Origin of the sequence: Sporosarcina ureae, assembly GCF_002101375.1 — a bacterium.
Classification (GTDB): Bacteria; Bacillota; Bacilli; order Bacillales_A; family Planococcaceae; genus Sporosarcina; species Sporosarcina ureae_B.
Genome location: NZ_CP015207.1, coordinates 131,890 through 157,691, shown reverse-complemented (window position 1 = coordinate 157,691; position 25,802 = coordinate 131,890). Strand labels below are relative to the sequence as shown.

The 25,802-nt window shown below is 41.5% G+C and carries 24 protein-coding genes; 7 read left to right on the top strand and 17 right to left on the bottom strand.

What is annotated here, in order from left to right; genetic code table 11:
• Positions 1-136 precede the first annotated feature (136 nt).
• Positions 137-919, top strand: coding sequence for an NRDE family protein (locus SporoP8_RS00780; RefSeq protein WP_232319175.1), 783 nt, complete (start codon positions 137-139; stop codon positions 917-919).
• Between the two features lie 52 nt (positions 920-971).
• Here the strand turns inward: SporoP8_RS00780 and SporoP8_RS00775 are convergent, their stop codons facing one another.
• The 5 genes from SporoP8_RS00775 to SporoP8_RS00755 form a co-directional block, all read right to left on the bottom strand.
• Positions 972-1,427 carry a helix-turn-helix transcriptional regulator gene (locus SporoP8_RS00775; RefSeq protein WP_085130640.1) on the bottom strand — a complete coding sequence of 152 codons (456 nt, stop codon included), beginning with the start codon at positions 1,425-1,427 and terminating at the stop codon, positions 972-974.
• A 213-nt stretch (positions 1,428-1,640) separates the two neighbouring features.
• The gene (locus tag SporoP8_RS00770; RefSeq protein WP_085130638.1) at positions 1,641-3,095 is read right to left on the bottom strand and encodes a carbon starvation CstA family protein; all 1,455 of its coding nucleotides are present in this window, start codon (positions 3,093-3,095) and stop codon (positions 1,641-1,643) included.
• 138 nt (positions 3,096-3,233) lie between these two features.
• Positions 3,234-3,965: a LytR/AlgR family response regulator transcription factor gene (locus tag SporoP8_RS00765; RefSeq protein ID WP_085130636.1), complete on the bottom strand. Its 732-nt coding sequence runs from the start codon at positions 3,963-3,965 to the stop codon at positions 3,234-3,236.
• On the bottom strand, positions 3,931-5,694 hold the full coding sequence (locus tag SporoP8_RS00760) for a LytS/YhcK type 5TM receptor domain-containing protein (protein ID WP_085130634.1): 1,764 nt from the start codon (positions 5,692-5,694) through the stop codon (positions 3,931-3,933). The genes SporoP8_RS00765 and SporoP8_RS00760 overlap by 35 nt, the downstream gene beginning before the upstream one ends.
• Before the next feature lie 31 nt (positions 5,695-5,725).
• The gene (locus SporoP8_RS00755) at positions 5,726-6,559 is read right to left on the bottom strand and encodes a squalene/phytoene synthase family protein (protein ID WP_085130632.1); all 834 of its coding nucleotides are present in this window, start codon (positions 6,557-6,559) and stop codon (positions 5,726-5,728) included.
• A 382-nt stretch (positions 6,560-6,941) separates the two neighbouring features.
• On the opposite strand from SporoP8_RS00755, the gene SporoP8_RS00750 reads away from it, so the two are divergent.
• Positions 6,942-7,289: a hypothetical protein gene (locus tag SporoP8_RS00750; RefSeq protein ID WP_232319174.1), complete on the top strand. Its 348-nt coding sequence runs from the start codon at positions 6,942-6,944 to the stop codon at positions 7,287-7,289.
• A gap of 339 nt (positions 7,290-7,628) precedes the next feature.
• Here SporoP8_RS00750 and SporoP8_RS00745 read toward each other — a convergent pair whose 3' ends face one another.
• The 4 genes from SporoP8_RS00745 to SporoP8_RS00730 all read right to left on the bottom strand — a co-directional run bounded on the left by SporoP8_RS00745 (position 7,629) and on the right by SporoP8_RS00730 (position 12,697).
• On the bottom strand, positions 7,629-8,999 hold the full coding sequence (locus SporoP8_RS00745; RefSeq protein WP_085130630.1) for a PepSY-associated TM helix domain-containing protein: 1,371 nt from the start codon (positions 8,997-8,999) through the stop codon (positions 7,629-7,631).
• 626 nt (positions 9,000-9,625) lie between these two features.
• Entirely contained in the window at positions 9,626-11,191 is a 1,566-nt protein-coding gene (locus SporoP8_RS00740) for a YndJ family protein (RefSeq protein ID WP_085130628.1), read from the bottom strand.
• The gene (locus SporoP8_RS00735; protein ID WP_232319173.1) at positions 11,184-11,789 is read right to left on the bottom strand and encodes a DUF4166 domain-containing protein; all 606 of its coding nucleotides are present in this window, start codon (positions 11,787-11,789) and stop codon (positions 11,184-11,186) included. Before SporoP8_RS00735 ends, SporoP8_RS00740 begins: the two co-directional genes overlap by 8 nt.
• A gap of 8 nt (positions 11,790-11,797) precedes the next feature.
• Positions 11,798-12,697, bottom strand: coding sequence for a DoxX-like family protein (locus SporoP8_RS00730; RefSeq protein ID WP_085130626.1), 900 nt, complete (start codon positions 12,695-12,697; stop codon positions 11,798-11,800).
• A 375-nt stretch (positions 12,698-13,072) separates the two neighbouring features.
• Here SporoP8_RS00730 and SporoP8_RS00725 point away from each other — a divergent pair, with 375 nt between their 5' ends.
• Positions 13,073-14,299, top strand: a complete 1,227-nt coding sequence (locus tag SporoP8_RS00725) for an AI-2E family transporter (RefSeq protein WP_085130624.1) — start codon at positions 13,073-13,075, stop codon at positions 14,297-14,299.
• Positions 14,300-14,490: 191 nt separating this feature from the next.
• Here SporoP8_RS00725 and SporoP8_RS00720 read toward each other — a convergent pair whose 3' ends face one another.
• Positions 14,491-14,859: a spore germination protein GerW family protein gene (locus SporoP8_RS00720; RefSeq protein WP_085130622.1), complete on the bottom strand. Its 369-nt coding sequence runs from the start codon at positions 14,857-14,859 to the stop codon at positions 14,491-14,493.
• Positions 14,860-15,053: 194 nt separating this feature from the next.
• On the opposite strand from SporoP8_RS00720, the gene SporoP8_RS00715 reads away from it, so the two are divergent.
• Both SporoP8_RS00715 and SporoP8_RS00710 read left to right on the top strand, forming a co-directional pair.
• A complete protein-coding gene (locus SporoP8_RS00715; RefSeq protein ID WP_085130620.1) occupies positions 15,054-15,479 on the top strand; it encodes an SRPBCC family protein in 426 nt (141 codons plus the stop codon).
• A 2-nt stretch (positions 15,480-15,481) separates the two neighbouring features.
• Complete coding sequence (locus SporoP8_RS00710; RefSeq protein WP_085130618.1) at positions 15,482-15,805, top strand: ArsR/SmtB family transcription factor; 324 nt, start codon at positions 15,482-15,484, stop codon at positions 15,803-15,805.
• A 135-nt stretch (positions 15,806-15,940) separates the two neighbouring features.
• On the opposite strand, the gene SporoP8_RS00705 is transcribed toward SporoP8_RS00710, so the two are convergent.
• The 6 genes from SporoP8_RS00705 to SporoP8_RS00680 all read right to left on the bottom strand — a co-directional run bounded on the left by SporoP8_RS00705 (position 15,941) and on the right by SporoP8_RS00680 (position 21,282).
• A complete protein-coding gene (locus SporoP8_RS00705) occupies positions 15,941-16,390 on the bottom strand; it encodes an SgcJ/EcaC family oxidoreductase (RefSeq protein WP_085130616.1) in 450 nt (149 codons plus the stop codon).
• A 121-nt stretch (positions 16,391-16,511) separates the two neighbouring features.
• Entirely contained in the window at positions 16,512-16,718 is a 207-nt protein-coding gene (locus SporoP8_RS00700) for an ATPase (RefSeq protein WP_085130614.1), read from the bottom strand.
• A gap of 354 nt (positions 16,719-17,072) precedes the next feature.
• Positions 17,073-18,683, bottom strand: a complete 1,611-nt coding sequence (locus tag SporoP8_RS00695; protein ID WP_157111270.1) for a catalase — start codon at positions 18,681-18,683, stop codon at positions 17,073-17,075.
• Between the two features lie 338 nt (positions 18,684-19,021).
• A complete protein-coding gene (locus SporoP8_RS00690) occupies positions 19,022-19,747 on the bottom strand; it encodes an amino acid ABC transporter ATP-binding protein (RefSeq protein ID WP_085133513.1) in 726 nt (241 codons plus the stop codon).
• Positions 19,748-19,761: 14 nt separating this feature from the next.
• The gene (locus SporoP8_RS00685) at positions 19,762-20,427 is read right to left on the bottom strand and encodes an amino acid ABC transporter permease (protein ID WP_085130610.1); all 666 of its coding nucleotides are present in this window, start codon (positions 20,425-20,427) and stop codon (positions 19,762-19,764) included.
• Positions 20,428-20,466: 39 nt separating this feature from the next.
• The gene (locus SporoP8_RS00680; protein ID WP_420066736.1) at positions 20,467-21,282 is read right to left on the bottom strand and encodes a transporter substrate-binding domain-containing protein; all 816 of its coding nucleotides are present in this window, start codon (positions 21,280-21,282) and stop codon (positions 20,467-20,469) included.
• Between the two features lie 594 nt (positions 21,283-21,876).
• Here SporoP8_RS00680 and SporoP8_RS00675 point away from each other — a divergent pair.
• Both SporoP8_RS00675 and SporoP8_RS00670 read left to right on the top strand, forming a co-directional pair.
• Positions 21,877-22,716 carry a pyridoxamine kinase gene (locus SporoP8_RS00675; protein ID WP_085130606.1) on the top strand — a complete coding sequence of 280 codons (840 nt, stop codon included), beginning with the start codon at positions 21,877-21,879 and terminating at the stop codon, positions 22,714-22,716.
• A gap of 151 nt (positions 22,717-22,867) precedes the next feature.
• A protein-coding gene (locus SporoP8_RS00670) for an IS3 family transposase (protein ID WP_232319237.1) occupies positions 22,868-24,198 on the top strand; the annotation gives its coding sequence in 2 pieces (ribosomal slippage) (positions 22,868-23,249 and positions 23,249-24,198; 1,332 coding nt in all).
• Between the two features lie 64 nt (positions 24,199-24,262).
• On the opposite strand, the gene SporoP8_RS00665 is transcribed toward SporoP8_RS00670, so the two are convergent.
• Positions 24,263-25,726 (bottom strand): MDR family MFS transporter, encoded by a 1,464-nt coding sequence (locus SporoP8_RS00665; RefSeq protein ID WP_085130604.1) that lies wholly within the window; start codon positions 25,724-25,726, stop codon positions 24,263-24,265.
• Between the last annotated feature and the right edge of the window lie 76 nt (positions 25,727-25,802).

The window sequence follows — 25,802 nt, the reverse complement described above, 5'->3', positions numbered from 1 at the left end:
CTGTATGCCTTCTACGTTCAATAGTAAGACAAACAATACAGCACTTTGTTTGCGCGGTCATTAAAGTCCTTTTAACCAGTCGCCAAATAAAATCGCACATGATACACTATTTTCATACCTATACAAACGGGGTGACATGATGTGTTTACTGGCATTTCAATTGCAAAGCCATCCGAAGTATCAACTGGTTATGATGGCGAACCGAGATGAAGCATATGGACGTCCAACAGCACCAGCAAACTTCTGGAGTGATTATCCAGACATTTTAGCAGGACGTGATCTTGAACAAATGGGCACATGGCTCGGCATCAATACACAAGGAAAAGTCGCTGCATTAACAAATTATCGCGACTTCGCGCTACCGCAAACAGGCAAATTCTCACGCGGTCATATTGTATCTTCCTATCTACAATCCAATCTATCCGCACATGATTTTATGGAACAACTGCATACACATCGAGAAGATTATGCGGGTTGCAATGTCCTGGTAGGATCCGCTGAAGAAATGTTTTACTACTCGAACATCGAGCAATCCATCCAACAACTACCTAACGGCACACATGGACTTAGTAACGCCTTGCTTAATACACCATGGCCGAAAGTGGATAAAACAAAAGCTTTGTTGGCAGAGTACTTGCAACAAGTAGAGACGATAGATCGGGATATATTATTTGGCATGATGCAACGAGCGGAACGATTTCCGACTGAACTACTACCTGATACCGGCGTAGGTGAAGATCTCGAGAGCTTGCTGTCTTCGATATTTATCGCATCAAAAGACTACGGCACACGTTGCACGACTGTACTGACAATAGATCAAGAAAATCATGTGGAATTTGAAGAGCGCACATATGAAAAAGGCGCTTTTATAACGGCTCAAAAATTCTCTTTCCACATCGAAAAACCGGCTCACTCCTAAAAAGAGTACAGCCGGTTTTTTCTGTTTTTCATGCATTATTTTCATATAAAGATTACAATATGTCCATATATTTTTTGAATTCAGCCAAAGCTTTCTCGCGGTCTCCCGTACTAAATAAACGCTTTTGATCAGCTCCTATAATACGATAATGTCCACCCGCCGTATGCTGTTGCAATTTATATTGCTGCCATTGTCCGATCTCCGTCCACCAATTAATAGACGCACTCGCTGCTGTTTCTCTTGAATGAATTTCTTCATGTACAGCCATCTCAGCTAACTCAATCGGATCGTCTCCCATGACCGAGCGCAACAGAGCACTTTCGCGAAATAACGCGCAAACTACTACTGCTGCAGCCCAACCAATTTCTTGACGACCTTTCTCTAACTGTACTAACGTCTTCTTTGAAATGCCTATAATCTCCGCCATTTGATCTTGCGTATAATCCATTTCTGTTCGAATTAACTTCAAGCGGGGCGACACTAAGTCCATGACTGTCTGCTTATTCAACGCTTTATTCCTCCTTTGCACCTAAAGTGTATATTTACACTATTAGTTACTTAAGTTATTTAAATGGTGTATAAACCCCTTATTATGTACTATTTCTTCATTTGTGTAAATCGGCTTTATCTCTATAACTAGTGTATCACAACTGGAATAACTTGTTACATCTCCATAGAAAAAACCTGCTGAACCGAAGCTCAACAGGTGGTGTATAGCGTATTAAATCGTTCGAGTAGACTCCCAGTTTGTAATATCTTCTTCTAGCGGGATTTGTGCGGTTCGAGCTTTCACCGCAGCGTTGAAGAACAAGGCTACTAGGAAGATCGAGATAACAGTCGCTCCGATTAAGGAGACATTCATCGGTAAACCGAATCCAATGGCTGCATTCAGTATATACGTCGTCGTAGCCATCAGCATGAACGTGCCAGGTATGAGTGCAACCCAGTAATTCTTACCGGCAATGAAGAGATACATGGCACCTACGAATAACGCAATGACGGCGGTGGACTGATTCGCCCAAGAGAAGTAGCGCCATAAGATGTTGAAATCTACTTGAGTTAGTGCAATCGAGATAGCGAACATCGGAAGCGCGATCCATAGACGGCTCATGATTTTTGCTTGTGGATACTTGATATAGTCCGCGACAATCATGCGTGCACTACGGAATGCTGTGTCGCCTGATGTGATCGGTAAAATGATGACGCCAATCACGGCAAGTGTTCCACCGATAGCACCTAGCATCGTGATGGATACTTCACTAACAATAACTGCTGGTCCACCAGCTGCAAGCAATTCATTTAGTGTCACACCGTTGAACAACGCCATACCAGCCGCTGCCCAAATCATCGCGATAATTGCTTCAGCAATCATCATACCGTAGAAAATTTTGCGACCTTGGCTTTCATTCTTCGTTGTCCGGGAAATAATCGGAGACTGTGTCGCATGGAAACCAGAAAGCGCTCCACATGAGATCGTCAAGAATAGTAACGGGAAGATCGGAATATTATCTGGATGCAAGTTCGCAAATGTCAATTCAGGAATTGGAACACCTTTGATAATCATCATGCCGCCGATACCGACCGCACTGATCACAAGTAGTGCGCCGAAAAGTGGATAGAAACGACCGATGATCTTATCGATCGGTAATAATGTCGCCAAAATATAATAAAGGAAAATAAGTGCAACGATGATTCCCATCGCCATCCAACCATTCATCAGGTTGTATAGCAATCCTGCGGGTGCCGAAACGAATACCGTACCGACTAGGATGAGTAATAATAACGCAAACGCATTGACGATATGTTTCATCGCTTTGCCAAGGAATTTTCCTGCCAGTTCAGGCAAGTGTGCTCCGCGGTTTCGGATCGAGATCATGCCTGTCAAATAATCGTGTACAGCGCCTGCGAAAATCGCGCCGACGACAATCCAGATAAATGCGACCGGGCCGTATAACGCGCCCATAATCGGGCCGAAAATCGGGCCAACTCCTGCGATATTTAATAATTGAATCAATGAGTTCTTGTTCGTGCTCATCGGCACGTAATCGACTCCGTCCGCGCTCGTATACGCTGGCGTAGCTCGCTCTTCCTTGACGCCGAACATGTTGACGATGTACTTACCATACGTAAAGTATCCGACTATTAATAATACGATAGAAAATAGAAATGTAATCATTACTTCTTTCCCTCCTTCATGTTGATAACGCTTACATTAACTATAATAGAAAGATGTCCGATCTATGACAAAATCTCGTAACATGTCAGAATCGCGAAGTAAGATGCACTCCGGGAGATTAACATGTTACGAGATTTTTTATCCTTCGAGACGCTGCCGTAATTCTTTGACATAATTTCGGCTAACTGACAATTTTTCTGGACGCTGATCCACTTCTAACTGATACGCTCCGTTGAACCAAGGTGTCAAACTACTGACGTGCACGAGGTTCACGAGAATACTTTTATGAATGCGGAAAAATGATGAATACATCAATTTGTTTTCGAGTTCTTTCAATGTCATGCGCGTTTCGTAATCACGCGTAGACGTAACGATTTTCGTCCACTTCTCTTCTCGATGCACATAAAGAATATCGCGAATCGGGATGTAGTGGATTTCGCCTTCCGTTTCGACAGGCAAACGATCCAGCGGTTTCGGTGATGTTTCATGTTGTGTTCGATGCAGCAACTCTTTTACACGCGCAATCGTCTGTCGCAGTTGTTCTTCATCATACGGCTTCAGTAAATAATCCATCGCATGGACACGAAATGCTTCTGCCGCGAATTGCGGATAAGCAGTCGCGAAGACAATCAATGGCACTTTTTTCAGTGCACCTAACGTCTTTGCCACTTCCATTCCATCGACTTTCGGCATCTCGATGTCGAGGAACACGACATCCGGCTGTAGCTGCATCGCCTTGATAATCGCCGACTCTCCAGAATCCGCTTCTCCGACAACCTTCACCCGTTCAAATCGTCCAAGCAAATAAATCATTTCTTCGCGCGCGTACCTTTCATCATCTACGACCAATACGCGAATCGTTTCCGTCATATTCGTTCACCTCCGACTTCGGAATCTGGAATGAAATCTTTGTTCCTTCATTCGGTGTACTTTTTATTGTGAGGCCTGAATTTTTATCGAACGTCATCTTCAGGCGTCGATTGACGTTATAGAGGCCGAGCCCAGTACCTTTTTCAGACCGAACTGGTTCCTGTCCAAGCATAGCGAGACGCGCTGGAACGATTCCCTCACCGTTATCCTGTACCATAATATGAATGGCATCGTCTCGTTCATGTATCAAAATATGGACCATCGCATTGGCGTCCAAATCTTTAATACCGTGCGTCATCGCATTTTCAACGATCGGTTGCAACGTCAATGGCGGAATCTTCTCCTGCATGACATGCGGATCGACGTCGATACAAATCTTCAATTTATCAATGAAACGCGCTTCTTCTATCATCAAATATGCTTCAACATGCGCCAGTTCTTGCTGTAACGTGACCATCTTCGCAGTGGTAACTTCAAGATTCTGACGTAAGAAAAACGACAGCGATGACAGCAGTTTACGCGCTTCATCCGGATTCGTCCGTATCAAAGAAAGAATAATATTCATCGAATTGAACAAGAAATGCGGACTAATTTGCGCTTGCAACGCCTGAATTTCCGCTTCTTTCGCCAGTTGATAGGCATCATCTGCTTCGGCGATTTCAAGTTGATTGCTAAGTAGTGCAGCGAGTCCAGCGATTAATTCAATCGTGACATCGGTAATTGCCGTACGTGATGGATAAAATAACTTCAACGTGCCAATCGTTTCACCGCGTGTTTTAAGTGGTGCAATGACGACGGCTTCGGATGCAGAGATACTCGGATGATCAGGAGCGACAGAATCAGTGACAATGAGCTGACCTTCTCGTATCACTTGACGTGTGATGTCAGTCTGGATCAAACCTTGCCTAATCGTACCTTTGGATCCGACATACGCGAGAATATCCGTTTTATTCGTCATCGCGACAGCACCTGGCTTCAATTCATCTAGGAGAATACTACATACCGCCTCGGCCGTATCTTTTCGCATACCTGTCCGTAAATAGCCAAGCGTCTGATCTGCGATACGCAATGTTTTCTGTGCTTGCAACGCGGTCACTTTTTCCTGATCACTAATGACGTTATACGCAATGAGCATAAATAACGCAGTCCCCATGCCGTTCGCCAGAATCATCGGCACGCCAATCGTCTGAACCAATGCAAACGCTTTCTCAAAGGGCTGTGCCATCACGACAATGAGCAACATTTGTAACGCTTCCGCAGCTGCTCCAATCGTGAATGCCAAAAGCGGACGAATACGCTTGCCTTTCTTATAGAAGTAACCCGCAAGAATACCTGAAATAATAGTCGATATTCCGCATGAAATAGCCGTGAATCCACCTAAAGACATTCGGTGAATCCCAGCGATGAGTCCAGCACCGATCCCAAGTCGATATCCACCAAGCAAACCTGCGACGACTACCCCGATTACACGAGAATTCGCAATCGCCTCATCTGTAGCGAGTTGCCAAGACATATTTTCAAAGTGAAACGTCTGCATATCTAGCGCCACGCCGAAATACGTTCCGAAAATCCCAAACAATCCAAAAAAGAGTATCGCCGTCAGCTCTTGCCGACGATCCAATACATCTTGATGGATCATATGTTGGAAAAATCGATAACGAGTAAGAAGGAAAGCGACCGCCACAATCATGCCGACCCGTTCAAACATAATGATCAGTAAATCGAGCATCACAATCCTCCATTCATTCGATTAATAAACGTTACTTTTGAATCGCCTTGTTGACGACCGCTACGACTTCGATTCGCGACATCTTCTCGCGTCCTTCTTTCAGTGCGTCAAGCGTACTATGCGCAAGTGCCAATGGAATATTACAGAAGTTCAAAATCGTCTTTGTATGGATGTCTTCAATATACGCATCAGCGAGCGCCAAATTCTCTTCAGCATACGCAAACATTTCCGGCAACTTCCAGTCATTCGGGAAGAAGTTCACATCACGCACCGCATCTTCTTTGTAGTTGCGAAGAATATTAACAGATTGCAACCCACGACCAAAGCCAATAGCTAAGTCACGATCCGTCTCGGTGCCATCATACCAGCGCCAAATATCTGTAAGCATCACGCCAACTAATCCAGCGACATAGTACGTATAATCATCGAGATCTTCACGCGTCTCAATCACCCAGTCCTTACCTGCCCACTTTGCCATGCCACGACCCATAATCGCAGTCGATTCGAGCACTTTATTACGCGCCGTTTCTGGACAAAACTCTACCCAGTCAGCTAAACGCAATGTCACTTCAGGCAACTGATCGCGGTGTGGTGCGAATAACTCGTCCAGTGCAGACGCCATCGATTCGCCTGTTGCGATCGTGCGGTCTAGTATATCGCTTACTTTGTTCAGTAAGTCGATGACAATCTGTACGTCCAGTTGTTCATGGTCTTCAATTTCATCGATTGCACGCATACACAAGTACGCAGACGCAACGGCTTCCCTAATGTTTGGTTCGAGTAGTTTGATTGGTATGTAGAATGTACGGCTTGTCTCTTTTAGGACTTTCATTGCTTCTTTTTGTAGTTTCGCTTCAGTTTTCATGTCAGGTTCCCTCCATCAATCTTTGCACAGGTTGTGATAATATAGAATGGGTTTATTATAGCATTGATTGTATTGGGGGTGCGACTGGAAAGGTGTTCGAGGAGGAAAACCGGTATAGCCTCAATGAAATGGAAAGGGGTTTTAGACCGTTTTGCTGCGTTCCAAGTGACTTAGGGAAGTTCACTGGAATCATTAGTATGAATGAGTGGTCTACTAGCATGAATATATTTAGATTTTTAATTAGCTAGAGATATTTACCAAGTTCTTGTGATAGTGCTACACTAATATCTAAATGATTTAGAGATTCTACTTGGGGTAAAATCCTTAGGTATTTCTTCAATATGATAGAGGAAAACCAAGAGATATGTAGGAGGTTATGAAGATGATGTCATGTTGTTGTGAAGAGAACAAATCATTTAATGTGAAGGTAGAAGGCGACGTCGGTGCAGAGGCCATCTGGTGTGATGAATGCTACAGTAACTTTAATATGGAAGACGTTCCTATTTCAGAAGAATTGAAAGTGAAACTTAATAACTGGATGCAAGAATACGGCAAATGGATTCATTGGGAGCAAGACGCGTTGTACCCTAATGGAATTCAAATGGAAGATGAACATAATGAAACGGGCGAACGGTTGACGTTAGAAGTGCGGAAAGAATTGAGTGAAGAGTATCAAGTTCGGTTTTCTCCTTCTTCTTCGGCTAGGATGTATGCGCGACTTGGGTCTTGATGGAAGAGATTTGAACGCAACTATTACTCATAAAAAGAAATCAATTTTCAAATCTACCAGGTTCTGTAGATAGATCCGTTTCATCGCCCGTTTGTTCATGGGTATCCTCACACTCCCTAGAATAGAGTATATTATTTTTTAAATTTTTTCATTTTTTGTTAGTAGCTGTATTTATATCAGCATACGGCAGGAGGTAAAAATAAATTGTACATGTTTCATAAAAGTTAGTGGACTGGTAAAAAAATGAGCAGTTCTGGGACTGTGATAAAACAGATTTTATAAAAAAGCTACCTAATGTCAACGCACTGACTTTCTAGGTAGCTTCTTCTATTTTCACTATTACTCAGTCCGCGTAGCATCTTTCGCACGACGAACCAAATACAAAATCCCTTCAATCGCAAGTACGACCAACAATGAAATCCCGAACAGTGGCATGATGACACCTAAAAATACCATCAACACAATAAACCCTATCGAAATTTTACTCGTCGTCTTAGGCGGTGCCGACATATTTCCTTTTCTCTTGCGTAACAACCACATCCTGAACCCGTAGAAAATTAGGAATAAAAATGCCAGACACACGATTAAATTAATAATTTTATTTGGTAAGCCAAACAGATGACCCTCGTGCAACGGAATTCCCCATGTGAACCATTTCGCTAAGATGCCGTACTCCCCGTAGCCTACTTTGGAAATCAAATTGCCGCTGTATTGATCAAAATATGAAGTCATTTCTTCAGCAGGATTTACATCTAACCCTGTTACACCGGTGTTACTTCCTTTCGATACTGTAAACACACCATCTTCAGAAAACGGATAGACGATCGAATACGGTTTTGAAATCTTTTCACCTTGTACTTTTTCCATCAATTCTTCAACAGCAATCCCATTATGGACCATATCCATTCCTGGCATGTCCTCATTTCCACCATGATTCGCGTGTGGGTCTGGTTTTTCGGATGTAGGGGCTTCTTCTTTACGAGTTGCCCAAGGAATCTCACTCATATCGGAAGTAGGTGGCTGTTGTTGTAGCAACGGCGTTCCAATAGAAGGATGTTCTTGAGAGGCAGTATAGATGAAATTCCCCATGAATGCGGACCAAGGAAGCCCCGTGAAAATAAGAATGATCATGGGAATAGTGATGATGGTTCCAATTAAAGCATGAATCCGTTTAAATTGGAGTCGACGTGTTGATTTCTTCGGTTTCTTTAGCGCACGACTTTTGAATGTCATATATAGTCCGGAAAACAATAAAAAGATTGCCCAGCATGCAGCTAATTCCACTAAGTAATTGACGACAGTTCCGCCAACAAAGAGCGAACTATGAATATTTCTCATAATATTAGCGTACGTATACTTTGGATTTTGAGAGCCAACTATTTCGTTATGCTCATCTAAAAATACGTATTTCTCTTCGCCTGAATCGGACTTTAGAGTGAGTCTCGTGTTATACGGCTCGTCCATAATCATAATCTTCGAAACTTCAAATCCCTCATTCTCATGCTTCACGAGAGAAATTCCTTCGTCAATCGTTAGTTGGGACGTTTCTTCACTGTTCCCAAAGAAAAGATCCTTGTACGCAACCTTTTCGACATCATTGTAAAACAAGTACCCAATTCCGCTCAACGTGAGTGTAATCAGAAGTGGAGCCATGAACAAAGCACCAAAAAAGTGCCATCTCCAAAAACGATTGTATGTACCTTTTTTCATTGTGTCCCCTCCTCATCTAGTTCATTATCATTTTATAGCTAACGCAAACGATCTCATTTTGGATCACTGTATCTTCAGCATGATGAGCTTTTTTAAAGAGTGAAGTGAACGAAAACGTGATCCATTGCATATAAGCTTTTGTCATTAAATCAAGAAGATATGAACTATGAATGAATTAGAGAACATTTTTTTCATTTTCTCCTATTCAGTACCAAGGATTCTTTTATTACAACTGGGTAGAAAGTAAAGAGGTTTATGTACGAGGAGTGAGGTAGGATGAAATATGGATTTGTATTGGGCGGAACTGGATTGCTTAGATTGGAAACTATAAAAGAATTATTGAAGTAAAAGCCAAGTAAGCTTCCAACAGACCGCGGAAGCTTAGCAAAGCGGGACCCGAAAGTCCATGTATACTCGAGACGCTTACCTCTTCATTCCATTCAATCATTCTTCAAAAGAGTGTCGTAATCACAACGGAAGACACGTCATCCAAGTTTTTGGTTGTCGTAACCTCTTCTAGTTGTTGCGTCGCAAAGTTGATCGTTTCATGTAGTCATTCATAAGCATTCAACGGATATCCTACCTGAAGAAAATAGGTTCATTACGTGCCATAAAGTATCGAGAAATCATTGCTCCACAATAGAATAATCAATCGTCAAAAAAGGAAGTGAGAAAATCCACATTTGATGGGTAGCTTTTAATGTACCGTTTTCCATTTCCTCAATGAAGAACGTTTCTTCCAATGGTAATCTACATAACCCTTTACTATTAAAAGAAAAATACACTCCTGCGTCTGAAGCGGTTTTCCTCCGTTTGCTGGTCAATTGTAACCCGCCATTGACAGCATGCAACTCTAAAATTCCCGTCATTGTAGAATAAGGCAATGGTAGCGCAATATTCATATACGTCTGCTCATTGGTTGTATGTTGCGAATAAAAAGCAGTGAAAATCGTTTGCTCACCAACTTTCCGTTCCCATACACGCACTTGCTTCCGACCATCCAGACTTTCGTCCACCGTATAAATAGCACCCGTCATTTCGACTTCTTCAGAATGCAGCGGCAAATTAATTTGTTGTATACGTTTACTGAGGAATGAATACATAAAGGCAAACGGCTTAAACCAATGATGCCAGCGAATGGAAGCATACAGCTTGAAGTCTGTCGTCTGTTCATAGAAGCGTATAATTACTGGAGAAACCGTTGCAGGAGATAGTCCGTAAACGGTTACATCATCGGACAACCCGCGATGCCGACCGATCTGACCGATTTCATCCGCAACTTGTCTTCCGCGAATTTGGCTGACCGGAAACGTCGGCGGTATAAAACGCGCTGGTGGTAAGTGAAGTGACCAGCCGATGATGCCGAATAAAGCAAAGATGATACAATTTAACACACCATGAAAACGAAGCATGAAATCAATCGTTACGGAAAAGATTTCAAAACCAGTACTCAGTACATACAGCATGGAAAACGAAATCGTCACAGCTAATGCACTAAACGCCAATCGTAGTAGCCACTTCTGCAAACGACATGCAAAAGGAAGTTGCCAAACGATTCGAATGATCACCGCAAAACCATACATATACAGCAAGACAGAAAATATTTCAATCCATCGTGAAAATGTAATACCCACCGCCACGATCATCGGTGCCGCAAGCAATGCAACTATGGCCCATTGATACACACGCGAACTATGTAGACGCCCGATCCATCCGACGAAAACGGGTAAAATGAAAGCTGAATAATGAAAATGGATAGCAGTCAACCATGTAAGCAACGGACTAAATCCAAGATCCAGCCCTGCTACAAAAGCGAAATACCAGCCGCCCCCCATAGCTAAGTAGACAAGTCCTAGATCCATCGCAAACTCTTCTATATTCGTAAAGCCGCGACGCAGAAACCGAACCACTCCGTAGAGAGCTACATATAACGTAAACAATAAATAGAATGAAGCAATCCACCCATCCCATTTAGTAGAAACTACCTGTTCAAGTACTACTGCGGTGTAAGCAGGTATTGCGACATACGGATAGTACTTCCAAAACCAATCACGCTCCGTACAGAGGAGTCGTAACAAAACAGGGATATACACAAGTTGCGCAACCATCAATATACTATACGGCCACGGAGAATCACTAAAAGCAATAGCCAGTAGAAACAACAACACATGGAGCACGACAAATTTACGCATCTTCGGTAAACTCTCCTTCGTATGAACATACTGTCCCTATTAACGGGTTCTTTACATCGACAGTAATTCGAAAAACTTCACTCCGTTCATCATACGACTCTACAACCGTCGCCAACCCTTGCAGAAACTTCGGCAATGAAATCTCGATCTTGCCGAGTACCAACCGTTGATCCAATGATTCAATTTTTAATGCGCCACCATCCTCGACAGTAAATCCTAAATCAGAATAAAATAACGGCGGTTCACCAAGATAATCTTTCACGACCATTTGTTTTTCATCCAAACTCATTAAAGCATTGAAATAGCGTGTCTTGTTAGGAAAACTAAATTTGCGTTCCCAATGAATTTCTTCATTGCCTGCTAAAGAGACAAACGATGAATTAACAATCGTAAACGAAATAGCCGTGCCACTTTCCGGAAAAACAAACTTTCGTCTCGCGCCCCATAAGAAAAGTGGGAACAGCCATTTCGGACCACCTGTTATGCGATTCATCGTTCCTGATGCCCGAAATACCGATTCTTCAAAGGCATATCTTTTTTGAAGCATTGGATGAAGGCGAGAAAAATCTGCTGCCAATACTTTCTTATAAATAGACACGGTACATGTCACCTCTTTCTTTTACAAGACGCCGCTGTCGGCACATCCTTACTCAGAAGAAAACCAATACTTGTCAGCACGATTAACGCTACATTGAACGTAATCGGATTAAATGGATGAACAGCAGTTTCTGGAGCAGCTATGAAGGCTGCAATAGTCAATAATGGAAAAGCGAGTAGCTGCAACAACAAAAGATGCCGTTTATTGCGATAAAGCAACCAAACCACACCGAATACTACTTCAGCCAAGCCGATCACATACACAGCATTTGTAGCTAATGCATCCGAAAGCGACAGACCGCTCGCCACCATCGCTTTTTCCTGCGGATGCATCGCAAGGAGTTTAGGAACAAGCCCTTGATATATCCATAGGAAAGCAAAGAATACTGTCAGAAGTTGCATCGTGAAATAGCGTCGATATTGCGAAATTGGAGTTTCTCCCCGCTCGAGCCATCGTTTCAGCACATCAAAACTTACTGCAGTCGCATAGCCCATTAACGGTCGAAACACCGTATCCATTAGTTGTCCCACTTTGCCAAAATTCGTTTGATAATCATATTGCGTCAAAAATTTCGTTCCCTCTTCCATTGGCTCGTACTTCCAATAACCGCGTCCTTCACGTATCGGTGAGATTTTTTGATTCGTGCCGAAGTGTAACGAAGAACTGCGCGACCCGCTGTCCAAATGAGCGGTTCCACTACTCTCACCCCATCCTTCTACTGTGATGAACGGACCCACCGTTCGTGTATAGGTAAACCGTTGCGGTTGGTCTTCTTCCTTAGGTACATAGTAAATAGAAGAAAAGCGCACGTCCCATTGCGCATGTAACTCTGGATCTTGGGAAGCATCCCACACTCGCTGTAGCGGAGCATGTATGGGAATCTCTACATAAATCGGCTTTGATTTCATCGGAATCACCTTCCCAGTTCATTTTTCCGGTATAGTTTTCTATCAATTTTAGGTACAGTATACTCTCCTTAGTTTACCATTTTTATTAACTATAGAGCTATCGATTTAATTATAGAAAGCGAATTGATACCATCCATAATTTTGTGATTTCATTACGAAAAAATTTACCTAGTTCTAGTGATAATGATACACTTACATTACAGCACGAGATAGCTTCTACTGGAGGTAGATACCGTGAGAAAAGTTGATATTCTTTCATTATTAGAACATCAAAAGACATGAGCTATGGATACAAATCCGTGGTGACTTGATTTCTCTTATTCACCTGCATGAGACTGTAAAGAATCGTTTATATCTAGAGAAGAGGTGCAGGATATGGAAAATGATAAGATCCGAACGATGACTACCTGGTTCCGAAACTGGTTTTTGGATAATAAAGTAGTCGCTATCTTATTGATTTCACTATTAATTTTATTGAACTTCCTAGTTTTTTCAAAAGTTATGTATATGTTTCATTTCGTTAAAGAGTTTCTCGGCGTAGTGGCCTTACCTATCATCATGGCAGGGATTCTCTTTTACTTATTAAATCCATTAATCGATATGATGGAAAGAAAGAAGATCAAGCGTGTTTGGGGGATTGCACTCGTCTTCGTGGTCATTAGTGGTTTAGTCGCGTGGGGTATTATCATACTGATTCCGATTATACGCGAACAAGCTACAAGCCTTATTCAAAACTGGCCAGGATATTGGACGAGATTATTAGCGCAATTTGATAGCTTGTTGAGTAGTACTATATTTTCTCAACTGCAAGGAAAGTTGGACGATATGGATCAAAGTATCATCAAGTCGATAACAGAGCAAACGAATGGCTTCATAGACTCTGCTTTCTCAGGGATTGGTAGCGTACTCGGAACGGTTACCAATGTAGTCATCGCGTTGCTGACTATGCCAGTTCTTTTATTCTTTTTATTGAAAGACGGCCGTGATTTACCGTATCATACAATGAAACTTCTACCGACGAAGATGCGCGCCAACACGTATAAAGTATTGAAAGAAATCAATATGCAAATTAGCCAATATATCCGTGGACAATTATTAGTCGCATTTTTTGTAGGATTGATGTTCTGGATTGGGTTGGCGATTGCAGGACTGGAATATGCCGTTTTACTCGCCATATTAGCAGGTGTACTCAACTTGGTTCCTTATTTAGGGTCATTCCTTGCGATTATTCCGATTGTCATCATCGCGTTAGTTTCTTCACCTTTCATGTTAGTTAAAGTCATTATTGTGTTCGCAGTGGAACAAGCACTTGAAGGCAGACTGATCCAACCATTGATTTTGGGTAGTAATTTGAAAATACATCCTGTGACGATTATTATCGTGTTGCTGACGGCCGGAAAATTATTCGGTGTGCCAGGTGTCATTTTAGGGATTCCGGCGTATGCTGTCATCAAAGTAATTGTCGAGCATCTTTTCAAATGGTATAAATCCTATTCAGGTCTCTATGTAGAATCATACAACCCGGCTCCTAAACCGAGCGTTCCGATTGAAAAAAGGAAAGTGAAGAAGCGCAAGAGATTTAATTTGTGGAAAAAGCGTTAGATTTTGCTGTTCGTGGAAAAGTACAAGCCTGAAATGAGACAGCTCCTCTTTCCAAAGTTAATATGGTGTGGAATAAAAAGAGCGTGTCTTCTAGGTTAGTAAGTTACCTAGAAGATACGCTCTAAAAGTTCTGATTTCATAAAGTAGCTTTCTGTAATGAATTGAAAAGCTCTAAGTTTTTCGAACATCGTTCATTTTCCCTTGCAAAGCGCCCATAATCCTAGAACGCCACCAACAACCACAGTTAACGCGGTTAATTTCTTCCTATCCAGAGTAGACTCAAACTTCACATGGTCTGGTGTGATGACATATACGCCAATGGGTTTAATAGTAAAAGCACCGCCTCCACCTTCCCCTCCACTACCGTCACCACCCCCACCTACTGCATATTTAACTTTCGCCACAGGGACTACCTTTTGCAAACCAAGTTCGATCGGTTCCCCGTATATGAAGGACACGTCTTTTTGGTTGGCAAATTTATTAAAAATCGTTTTAACAGGTGTTTCAATATACTCTTTCTTCCCAGCATTCTTGTTCGGTTGAGCTTGTCCATTTTGCATGACTACTCGCCTCCTTTCTTTACTCATTCGCCTTTTTCGGTCAATCACCTTCTAGTAGACGCTTACTGGTGGCTTATTATTTAATTATAATCAAAACCTAATTTAGTTCGATGAAAAACAGTTTACCTAACACTTTTAGGTGTTATAATAATACATGACACCTTAAAGTGTTAAATGAATCGGAGGTATGTATGATGAATTCACAAGAGAAATTAGAAGAAATCCGTAAAACCGTTGTACTTAATGCGCCGCTAGAAAAAGTATGGGAGGCTGTTTCTACATCAGAGGGCATGGTAGCGTGGTGGATGCCCAATTCACTTAAACCAATTATAGGACATGAATTTGTACTTCATACAGAGCAATTTGGAGACTCTCCTTGTAAAGTAACTGAACTTCAACCACCTATCCGTTTAGGCTTTAATTGGGGTAAAGATTGGCATATTTTAATTGAATTGAAAAAATTAAGCGATGAGGAAACAGAGCTTACATTAACTCATTCTGGCTGGGATGCAAATAAAGTAACTGAATTTGAACAACCTCACACAGTCGTTCGTGGATTTATGGAGAGTGGTTGGGAACGTATCGTAAAAGAGAAACTTCCGGCTATTCTAAAGGCTTAAATGTGGTGAATCCATCTAAGCCAGATGTATTCCAAGCGATTTCTGATCCAACTCGTCGTAGTCTGTTAAAATTGCTTGCCGAAAAAGAATTATCCATCACTGATATTGTAGAGTTCTACCCGATAAGCCGTACGGCAATAAATAAGCATCTTCATATTCTTTTCAATGCGGGCCTTGTCAAACGTCAGAAAGTCGGACGTGAAACCCGCTATATGCTTGATTCCGAACCACTGATTGAACTAAAGGACTGGCTTAGTTTCTTTGAACGATACTGGGACAAAAACCTGCTCGCGCTCGAAGAATATGTAGAGAAAAATAATGATTAGCCATCAGTGGAACCGAGAATAGGAAATGTAAATCTCCGGTTCCTTTATTTTACGAGAAAGCTTTTATATGTTTAGGGCGAAGTGAAGTTTCTCCACTTCATGGCCAAATTACATGATGCGGTTATGACACTATCGTTATTTAATTAATTGCCTTAACTCATCTGTCATTTGCTCAACTAGTTCCGGTCTCCCATGAAATTGAGCAGGAGTATTTTGGAAAAGCTCAACTTTCCAATTGCCGTCTTTGTTAACTGTGACGAGAGTTTGAAGGGCGTTTACTGTGGGCTCAATATCTGTTTTCCCTGGTGGAATCATCCCAGCAATCGCTTGTACTATTGCGGTATCAGTTCCTATTGCACGAACTTCTTTCACTTTAGTTACAAAAGGTGCAGTGGCATGATTTTCAAAGATAGATGCGAGATGCGATAAAATTTCCTGTCGTCCAACCATTTTACTGCCATCAAAACCAATTTGAGTTCCTTGTTCTGTAAATAGTTCAGCCATTCCTTTTGCATCACGATTGTTCCATGCGTCTATTAGTCTTCGGTAAAGACTATTGATTTCATCTACGTGAGAATTATTCATGCACTGTGCTCCCTTTTTTACACATTATATTATTTCCCTTACTTCGTTTCTTGTACAACGGGTAGCCACTACATATTTCAATAATTAACTACTACTCTACGTTCGAGGCTAAATTATAAGACTAATTGGTATGTGATTTCGATTTGATAATACGTTCACTAACAAACCCCATTACTATGCCAACGCCAATCGGTACTAGTGAAATTTCAGTATGCGAAAGTGAAATAGTGAATTTAAGAATATCTATATTCGCTATAAAGCCTATTACATATAGGAATATCATCGTTCCAAATGAAACTAGTAACGGAATCCAAAAGGACTTATTCACAACTTCACCTCCCAATCTTTTTAGCGGGTTGTCACTGATGTTTTGATCATGAAAACTAGTATTCTAACCTACTTCCTCTTTCATCTCTTGCACAAGTTGATCATGTGGCGCAATCTCTTCTAGACACTTCTTAAAATAAAGTATATCATTTCTCTATCAAACTTTCTAACTACTCTGTTATTTTATTTATTGAAATCTGCATAAACTCGTCAAAATAAAAAATGAAATTGAAAAAACATCTATATAAGACATAAATGTAGGTGCTTACATAACCTCATTCGCTTCCTATACAGATGCTATTCAGTCTTCATTCACAATACATTTTGATTTGAATAAAAGGACTTTACCTTTTCATCAATAAGGCTCTGCTTCACGACCTTTTTCCACCGCATCTTTCACAGCCTGTTTAGAGTCAGGCGTACCTTGTCCGAATTTCGATTGACCTGCTTCACGACCCGGGACATTAGGTTCTGCCGCCACTCCTATTAGTGCTTTCATTTTCTGTTCAATACCCGCTTGTACAAGACGCCCGTATTCAAAATCCGCTAGCGTAAAGTGTTCGATCATTGCTTTTTGTATGCGTACATCACATACTGCTAGCGCTTCTGAAAGGTTTTTGATTAATTCCTCTCGTTCCCACTTCTCAAACTGGCGGAACGTCTCGCCTGCCTGTCCATAATTATTCGGTCGGTCAATCGGCGCGCTCATCGCTGCTGCATTGTACGTAGGTCTATGTGGAAGCCAGTTTTCCCTTTTTGCTTCCTGAAATCCACCGAGCATGGATGGTTCATAATTGATATGTGGATTTTCTCCTGACTCGCAGGCATCGCGATGATCCATTTGACCACGTTGCTGATTTGTCCGCACTTCTTTTTTTGGTGCATTTACAGGTAACTGGAGATAATTCGTGCCGATACGGTAACGTTGCGTATCAGAATATGAGAATGTACGGCCTTGAAGCATTTTGTCATCGGAAAAATCCATTCCATCTACGAGTACGCCAGTTCCGAAAGCCGCTTGTTCAATGTCCATATGGAAATCCTCAGGGTTACGATCCAATACCATCTTACCCACAGCTAGCCAAGGAAACTGTTCTTCCGGCCAAAGCTTTGTATTATCAAGCGGATCAAAATCCAATTCTGGATGGTATCCGTCTTCCATAATTTGCACAAATAGCTCCCACTCAGGATATTCTCTACGTTCGATAGCTTCAGATAAATCTTGCGTCGCATGTGCAACATTTTTTGCCTGAATGGCATCAGCATCTTCTTGAGTTAAATTACGTATGCCTTGCTTCGGCTCCCAATGATACTTTACTAAAACCGATTCTCCCTTGTCGTTGACCCACTTGTATGTATTCACACCAGAGCCTTGCATGTGACGATACGTTGCAGGAATTCCCCATGGCGAGAACAAAAACGTAATCATATGAATGGATTCTGGCGATCGGGAGACAAAATCAAACATGCGTTGTGGATGCGGAATATTGGAAGCAGGATCGGCTTTAAATGCATGAATCATATCTGGAAACTTCATCGCATCTCGAATGAAAAATATTTTCAAATTATTCCCCACTAAATCCCAGTTGCCATCTTCTGTATACATCTTAACCGCAAATCCTCTAGGATCTCGTGCAGTTTCAGGCGAATCTTTACCTCCTGCTACAGTAGAAAAACGCACGACAAGAGGTGTTCTTTTTCCAGCACCCGAAAAGACTTTGGCACGCGTGTACTTTTCAACTGGCTCATTACCAACTTTCCCGTATGTTTCAAAATAACCAAACGCACCCGATCCTCGTGCGTGGACCACTCGTTCAGGTATTTCCTCACGATCAAAATGAGAGATTTTTTCAATGTAGTGATAATTCTCAAGCGTAGCAGGGCCACGGTCGCCAATGGTCTTGATATTTTGATTATCATGCACAGGGTGCCCTTGGCGTGTCGTAAGTGTTTCGCGCTCTTCCATTTGAGCTTTCTTCTGTTTATGTTGTTTCTTGTCCACAAAATTCCTCCTCGACAAAGTGCTTTCCATTATCTACTGACAGTATGACCACAACTAGGAAAAATAAACACCTATACTTCGGTTGGAAATCGGTATCCTTCCTATGATCAGTTAGCCGACTAGTAGGTTGTATACGTATTTTGAAAGTTTCCACGTTTCCCGGGAAATCTCATACGTACAAACTTGACGAGAGCAGAAAAGCTATCGAATCTAAAAAAGAGGCACCAGGACGTTGAACACTTCAAACATGTTCGGGGACCTAGTACCTCTTGTGAACTCAGAATTAAGATTTTTAACTGTTCTTACACGTCTACCATTTCTAGAAATTGCAGTGTCCGTTCATTTGTCGAGCGATTAAAAAACGTATCGGGATCGGAATCCTCGATGATGACTCCTTCGTCTAGCATAATCACTCGGTCTGCAACGTTTTTCGCGAACTTCATTTCGTGTGTAACGACGATCATCGTCATTCCTTCCTCCGCTAAGTTTTGCATGACTTGCAACACTTCCCCGACAAGTTCGGGGTCTAAAGCAGAAGTCGGTTCGTCGAATAACAGTACTTTCGGTTCCATAGCAAGCGCTCGAGCGATCGCCACACGTTGTTTTTGACCACCAGATAATTTATTCGGATAGACATCGGCTTTTTCGGATAGCCCTACCTTTTTTAATATTTCATGTGCCATTTTCTTCACTTGTACTTTGTCCATTTTTTTGACCATCAAAGGCGCTTCCATTACATTCTCCAATACGGTTTTGTGTGGGAATAAATTAAAGTGTTGAAATACCATTCCCACTTCCGCTCGGATCTTGGCTAAGTTATCTTTCTTCTGATTAACTTGCTTTCCATCAATTGTAATTACGCCTTCATTCGCCAATTCCAAAAAGTTTAAACACCGTAAAAAGGTACTTTTTCCTGATCCACTGACTCCTATGAGAACGACTACTTCTCCACGGCGCACTTCCATATCGATCCCTTTTAACACTTTTAACTCTCCAAATGACTTATGAATATTTTCTGCTTTAATCATCGTATTCGCCCCCATTATTTATCCACATCCAATTTGTTCTCATACCATTTTAATAGAGCGCTGAAAATCAGAACGAGAAGTAGATAATAAAGACCGACTACGAGAAACGTTTCAAATTGCTTGAAATTAGACGCAGCCACTCGATTGGCCAAACCAAATAATTCAGATACACCAATCACATAGACTAAAGATGAATCTTTCAATGTGATGATAAATTGATTGCCGAGCGGTGGAATCGCACGGCGTAAAGCTTGCGGGAATACGATTCTTCTCATCGTCAATGAACTATTCATACCCAGTGCAAGACTTGCCTCACGTTGTCCTTTGTCAATTCCTTGAATAGATCCACGGAAAATTTCCGCAATGTATGCACCGTTGTGGACTCCTAATGCAATAGCACCTGCCCAGAAGTTATCTAACACGATGATCGACGTGATACCGAAGTATAGAAACATAATCTGAACAATTAACGGCGTTCCTCGAATTAGCGTAATATAAATATTGGCAATCATCTGCAATACTTTTGAGTTTGAAATCTTCATCAGTGCGAAAATGACACCTAACACCGTTCCGATTACGATTGCAATGGCCGTGATTTCGATTGTTAGTAGACCTGCTTGTAAAAATCCTTTGTACGTATTTTGGAACACATCATAAAATGTTAGTAAAAACTCAGGCACCGGCACACCAACTTTCTAAAAAATAAGTGGAGATTTGTTTTATTCCAATAATTCCACGCCTTCTAAATCAATATCAAGTAAGTTGCGACCGAACCATTTATCTGAGATTTTCTCATACGTCCCATCGTCGATCATTTCTTGTAATGCTTGATCCAGCGCTTTTGTTAATTCTGGATTTTCTTTATTCACAGCGATGGAAGGTTGTTCTACCCACATCGGCTTGTCGACCTCTTTGACTTCAAATCCATTGTCGATCGCTTCATACCCAACGATGTCCGCTGTAATGACTGCATCTAAGCGACCTTTCACTGTTAAATCTTTTAATGCGACTACATCACTGCTGTAATACTGGATATCATCCGATAATTCTTTAGCTGGCTCTTCATATGTGGACTGGGCTACTACTCCAATTTTCTTTCCATCTAAGTCTTCGGGAGATGTAATTTCGTCGTTATCCTTGGCAACGAAAATCATCCCTCCTGAATAATAATAAGGCTCAGTGAAATCCGCTTGCTTTGCCCGTTCTTTTGTATAAGCCATAGAACCAATAATTGCGTCAAACTTATTCCCAACTAATCCTTGTAAAATCGTTTCAAATGGATTGGTCACTGGATTCGCTTCAAGTCCCATTTTCTCTGCAAGCGCATTTCCAATTTCTATATCAAAGCCTGTAAGTTTACCGTCTTCTTCAAAACTAAACGGTTTGTACACTCCACTTGCAGCAAATGTGAATTTTCCTTCATTGACTAGTTTATAGCCTTGATCGCCAGTACTTTCTGACGTCTTTTCGTCTTCATTACCACAAGCAGCAAGTACTAACACAGATGCAGCTAGTAGTAGGATCATCATTTTGATTTTTTTCATATTCCCCATCTCCCTTTTTTCATGAAATTTTCAGTTACTAAAAAGTGCTTTCTGTTTCTTAAGTGGTTTTATGGATTTGTTTAGAGACTAATTCCTGTTTCCCTTAATTTTGAAATCGCTTACAATTTATGCTGATTGGAGCGGTAGATTAATTCTTTTATTAAATCGCCCCCCTTTTATCAGAGATCATCTCATAAAGAATTCACCATTTAATTGAAGTACCTATTGATTCTTTGACTCTCTCTCCTCACTTTCTAACTAGTAAGTTATTTACTATTAAACCATGATACCATAAAAAAGTGAACGTTTAATTTTATATTCACATAATCTTTTTATTCAATGCATAGAAGATATTCTTTCTATTTTTAGTAACCTCTACGACTCGAAACGCTCGGTTGATCATATGTATACCCTCCATACTGGGTATTGTAACCTATAATATAAAAAAATTATGTGATGAACAGTTCTCTTTTTTCAACATAATGATAGGTAATGTACTAGTCGTTACTAGTTCTCACACAACAATTCACTACATTGTTTATGCTATGATACGAATAATACATAGCGATTTACGGAGGATTTCCCATGAAAAAAGTTGCAATTATTCAAGATTTGTCTTCATTCGGTAAATGCTCACTCACTGCCGCGATTCCTGTGCTTTCTGTGATGGGTGTGCAGGCATGTCCACTGCCGACTGCGATGTTGACTGCACAAACAGAATATCCGAGCTATTACTGCAATGATTTGACGAGTGCCATGCCGCTCTATACAAAGGAGTGGGAGAAGCTCCATGTCACGTTTGACGGCATTCATACCGGTTATATTACGGGCAAAGAGCAAATTCATCATATCCTTACATTTCTCGAGAGTTTTTATACTGATCGAACGCTATTACTCGTGGATCCGGTACTCGGTGACAATGGAAAAGCGTATGACAATTTTGACGAAGAACTTCTTGAACAAATGAAGGTTCTCGTTGCGCGAGCGGATATTATTACGCCGAACATTACGGAATGTTGTTTGCTGACCGGTTATAGTTATGACGCATTGCACCGCTGCGTTGATGAACAAGATTACCTGAAGATTGTAGAGGATGCGGGTAAGCAGCTTCAACAAGCAACTGGCGCTGAAATTATCATTACAGGCATTCAACCACCTAGCCGACAATTTACGATCGGCAATATGTATATTAACGACACAGATACTCTTTTCACCACGGTGCCGTACAATAATAAAAGCTATTCAGGCACTGGTGATTTATTCGCATCAGTACTGATGGGCAGCCGACTTCGTGGTATGGACATGGAACAGTCGATTTCGCTTGCGAAAGAATTTTTGCTCGCCGCTATAGAAGATACTGCGTTAGACGATACACCGTTAGAAGCGGGAGTGAATTTTGAAAAGTATTTGCGGATGCTGTTGTGAGAAGTTCTAGAAAAACACTACTAGAGCGAACACATAAAAAATCCCCAGCCCTATTTTAAAATGTACCCTATAAGATAGACACTTTGAAAAAAGTCTATCCTATAGGGTACTTTTGTTTATAATGAATAAAAAGATGTGGGAGCGGATGAATGTGACTGAACGATTGTTTACCTTAAAAGAACAAGCACGCTTGCAATGCAATCCTAACGTACAAGCTGTTAGTGATAAATCCATCACCTATACAGATGAGTTTAAACGTCATTTTATTTCGGAAAATGAAAAAGGAAAACTGCCGCGAGACATTTTTGAAGAGGCTGGATTAAATGCCGATTTAATAGGAGCAGTTCGGATTAAATCTGCAGGAAAGCGTTGGCGTGCCGCCTATAGAAAAAGCGGAGTGGAAGGCTTACAAGACACACGAAAAACCAATTCAGGCCGTCCATCAGAACGCGACTTGACATCCGAAGAAAAGATTGAACGTCTAGAAGCGAAAAACCGCTTATTACAGGCGGAAAATGAACTGTTAAAAAAGCTCGATCTACTCGAAAGGCAGATGATGAAAAAGAAATCACAATCCAAACGACGCTAAAATATGAACTAATTAATTTCACCATCCAAAAGTATAAATTAGCACGTTTGGTGAGCTACTTATGCGAACTTATGGAGGTATCGCGTTCGGGCTACTATAGGCACTTTGGAGAGAAATCTAAACAGAAACGTGCCGCTCGCGAACAGGCAGACGAAGTTGTAAAGGAAATCATTTTAAAGGCCTATCATTTTCGAGGACGAAAAAAAGGAGCACGCCAAATTAAAATGACACTCGAAAATCAGTACGGCATTACATATAACCTAAAACGCATTCGCCGGATTATGAAAAAATTCGATATCATCTGTCCCATCCGCAAAGCCAACCCAGCACGTCGTATGGCAAAGGCGACGAAAGAGCACCGCACATGTGAAAACACGTTACAACGTGAGTTTAAGCAAGGGGTGGCTGGAAAGGTATTATTGACCGACATCACCTATTTGACATATGGAAATGGCAAACGTGCTTACTTGTCAACGATTAAAGACGCCCAAACGAATGAAATTTTAGCCTATGAAGTTTCTTCTTCGTTAGGTTTGGAGATCGCAATGAATACGCTTCGCAAACTAAAGAAACATCGTCATTTAATGACAGATGCCTTTATACATTCAGATCAAGGATTTCATTATACAAACCCAAAGTATCAGGCAGCAGTGAAGAAAATGGGGTTAGGACAATCGATGTCACGCAGAGGGAACTGTTGGGATAATGCTCCACAGGAATCATTTTTCGGTCACTTCAAGGATGAAACCAATATAAAAGATTGTGAGACAATGGAAGAAGTTAGGCGGGAAATCAAGAGTTATATGACGTACTATAACCATTATCGCGGGCAGTGGAACTTGAAAAAGCTGCCGCCTGCAGAATACAGACGACAGCTTCAACAAGCAGCTTAGGCTTTTTTTATAATTGTCCTTTACAAAGGGTACATTTTATTTTTGAAGGGTTGGGGATTTTTTGTTATTTACTTTCTTCCATATCTTCTTGCGGTGTAGCACGGTACACAATAAACGACAGCGCAACTGCCACAAGCGACATGGCGAATGCGATGAAGTAGACAAGTTCAACACCAGCAACGAGAGCCAAATCAGCAGTTACTGCGTCTTCAGGTGTTGTCGATTTATTTAGGAAGTGCAGTTGTCTCGCATTCATAATACTAATAAATACCGACACGCCAATAGCTCCAGCAACTGGTTGTAGCGTCGACATAACTGCGGTGCCGTGCGGATATAATCGCTTCGGTAGTTGATTCAATCCATTCGTCTCGGCCGGCATCATAATCGCAGATACACTGAGCATCAGCAAGATATAGCTCGTGACAACCACCCAAATGGGCGTATCGAGTGTCAATCGACTCATCATGAACATCGTTCCGCTGAGCACAATCGTCGCTGGAATCATCAGCACACGCGGACCAAACTTATCGAATAGTGACCCCATGAACGGAGACATAATACCATTTAAAATACTGCCAGGCAGTAGAATCAACCCTGCAGTCGCTGCGCTAAGCGCGAGTGGTCCTTGCATATAGATGGGTAAAATAATTTCGGAAGCAAACATCGCCATAATGATAATCAAGAACATGAAGACGGCGTGAGTGAACATTGGGTATCGGAACACGCGCATATTCATAATCGGTTCATCTAGCTTCCACTGACGCAAGACGAACAGCACAATACCGATCACGCCCATACTGATAAACAACAAGACGAGCGGATCTGCAAAACCTTCTGCGCTATTCCCAACGGAGCTGAATCCATAGACGAGAGATCCAAAACCAATTGATGAATAGACCAATGAAATATAATCAATTTTTGGTTTTGTGACTTCCGTAACATTGATCAAGTATTTATAACCAAACCCGATAGAAAATAATGCGAATGGAATGACGAGGATGAATAAATAACGCCATCCGAGATATTCCACGATCACACCTGATAACGTTGGGCCAATCGCTGGAGCGAACATAATGACAAGTCCGATGATTCCCATAATTTTACCCCGTCTATGCGGTGGATAAATGAGTAGGAAGACGTTGAAAATGATCGGCATCAATAATCCTGTTCCGACAGCCTGAATGAGTCGACCCGTTAATAGAATGGGAAATGTCGGCGCGCTCGCAGCCACGATTGTTCCAATCGTGAAGACGGTCATCGTACCGAGGAATAATTGCCGCGTCGTGAACCATTGTAAAAGTAACGCCGAGATGGGGATGACGACGGCCATGACCAGCATGAAGCCTGTAGCCATCCATTGCACAGTCGGTAACGTGATGGAAAACTGATCCATCAGTGTAATGAGTGCGATGTTTAATAGTGTTTCATTCAAAATGGCGAAAAATGCACCGATAATGAGAGCCAACATAATTGGCAGTACTTTAATATTCGGGTTATCCGCCAAGTATTCGTATTTCTGTTCTTCCATCTCAAAACCTCTTTCGTTGATCACGTGAATTCGGCAGTTTAGTTACCGTTCATTTACTCTTATCATGCTTTTTTAT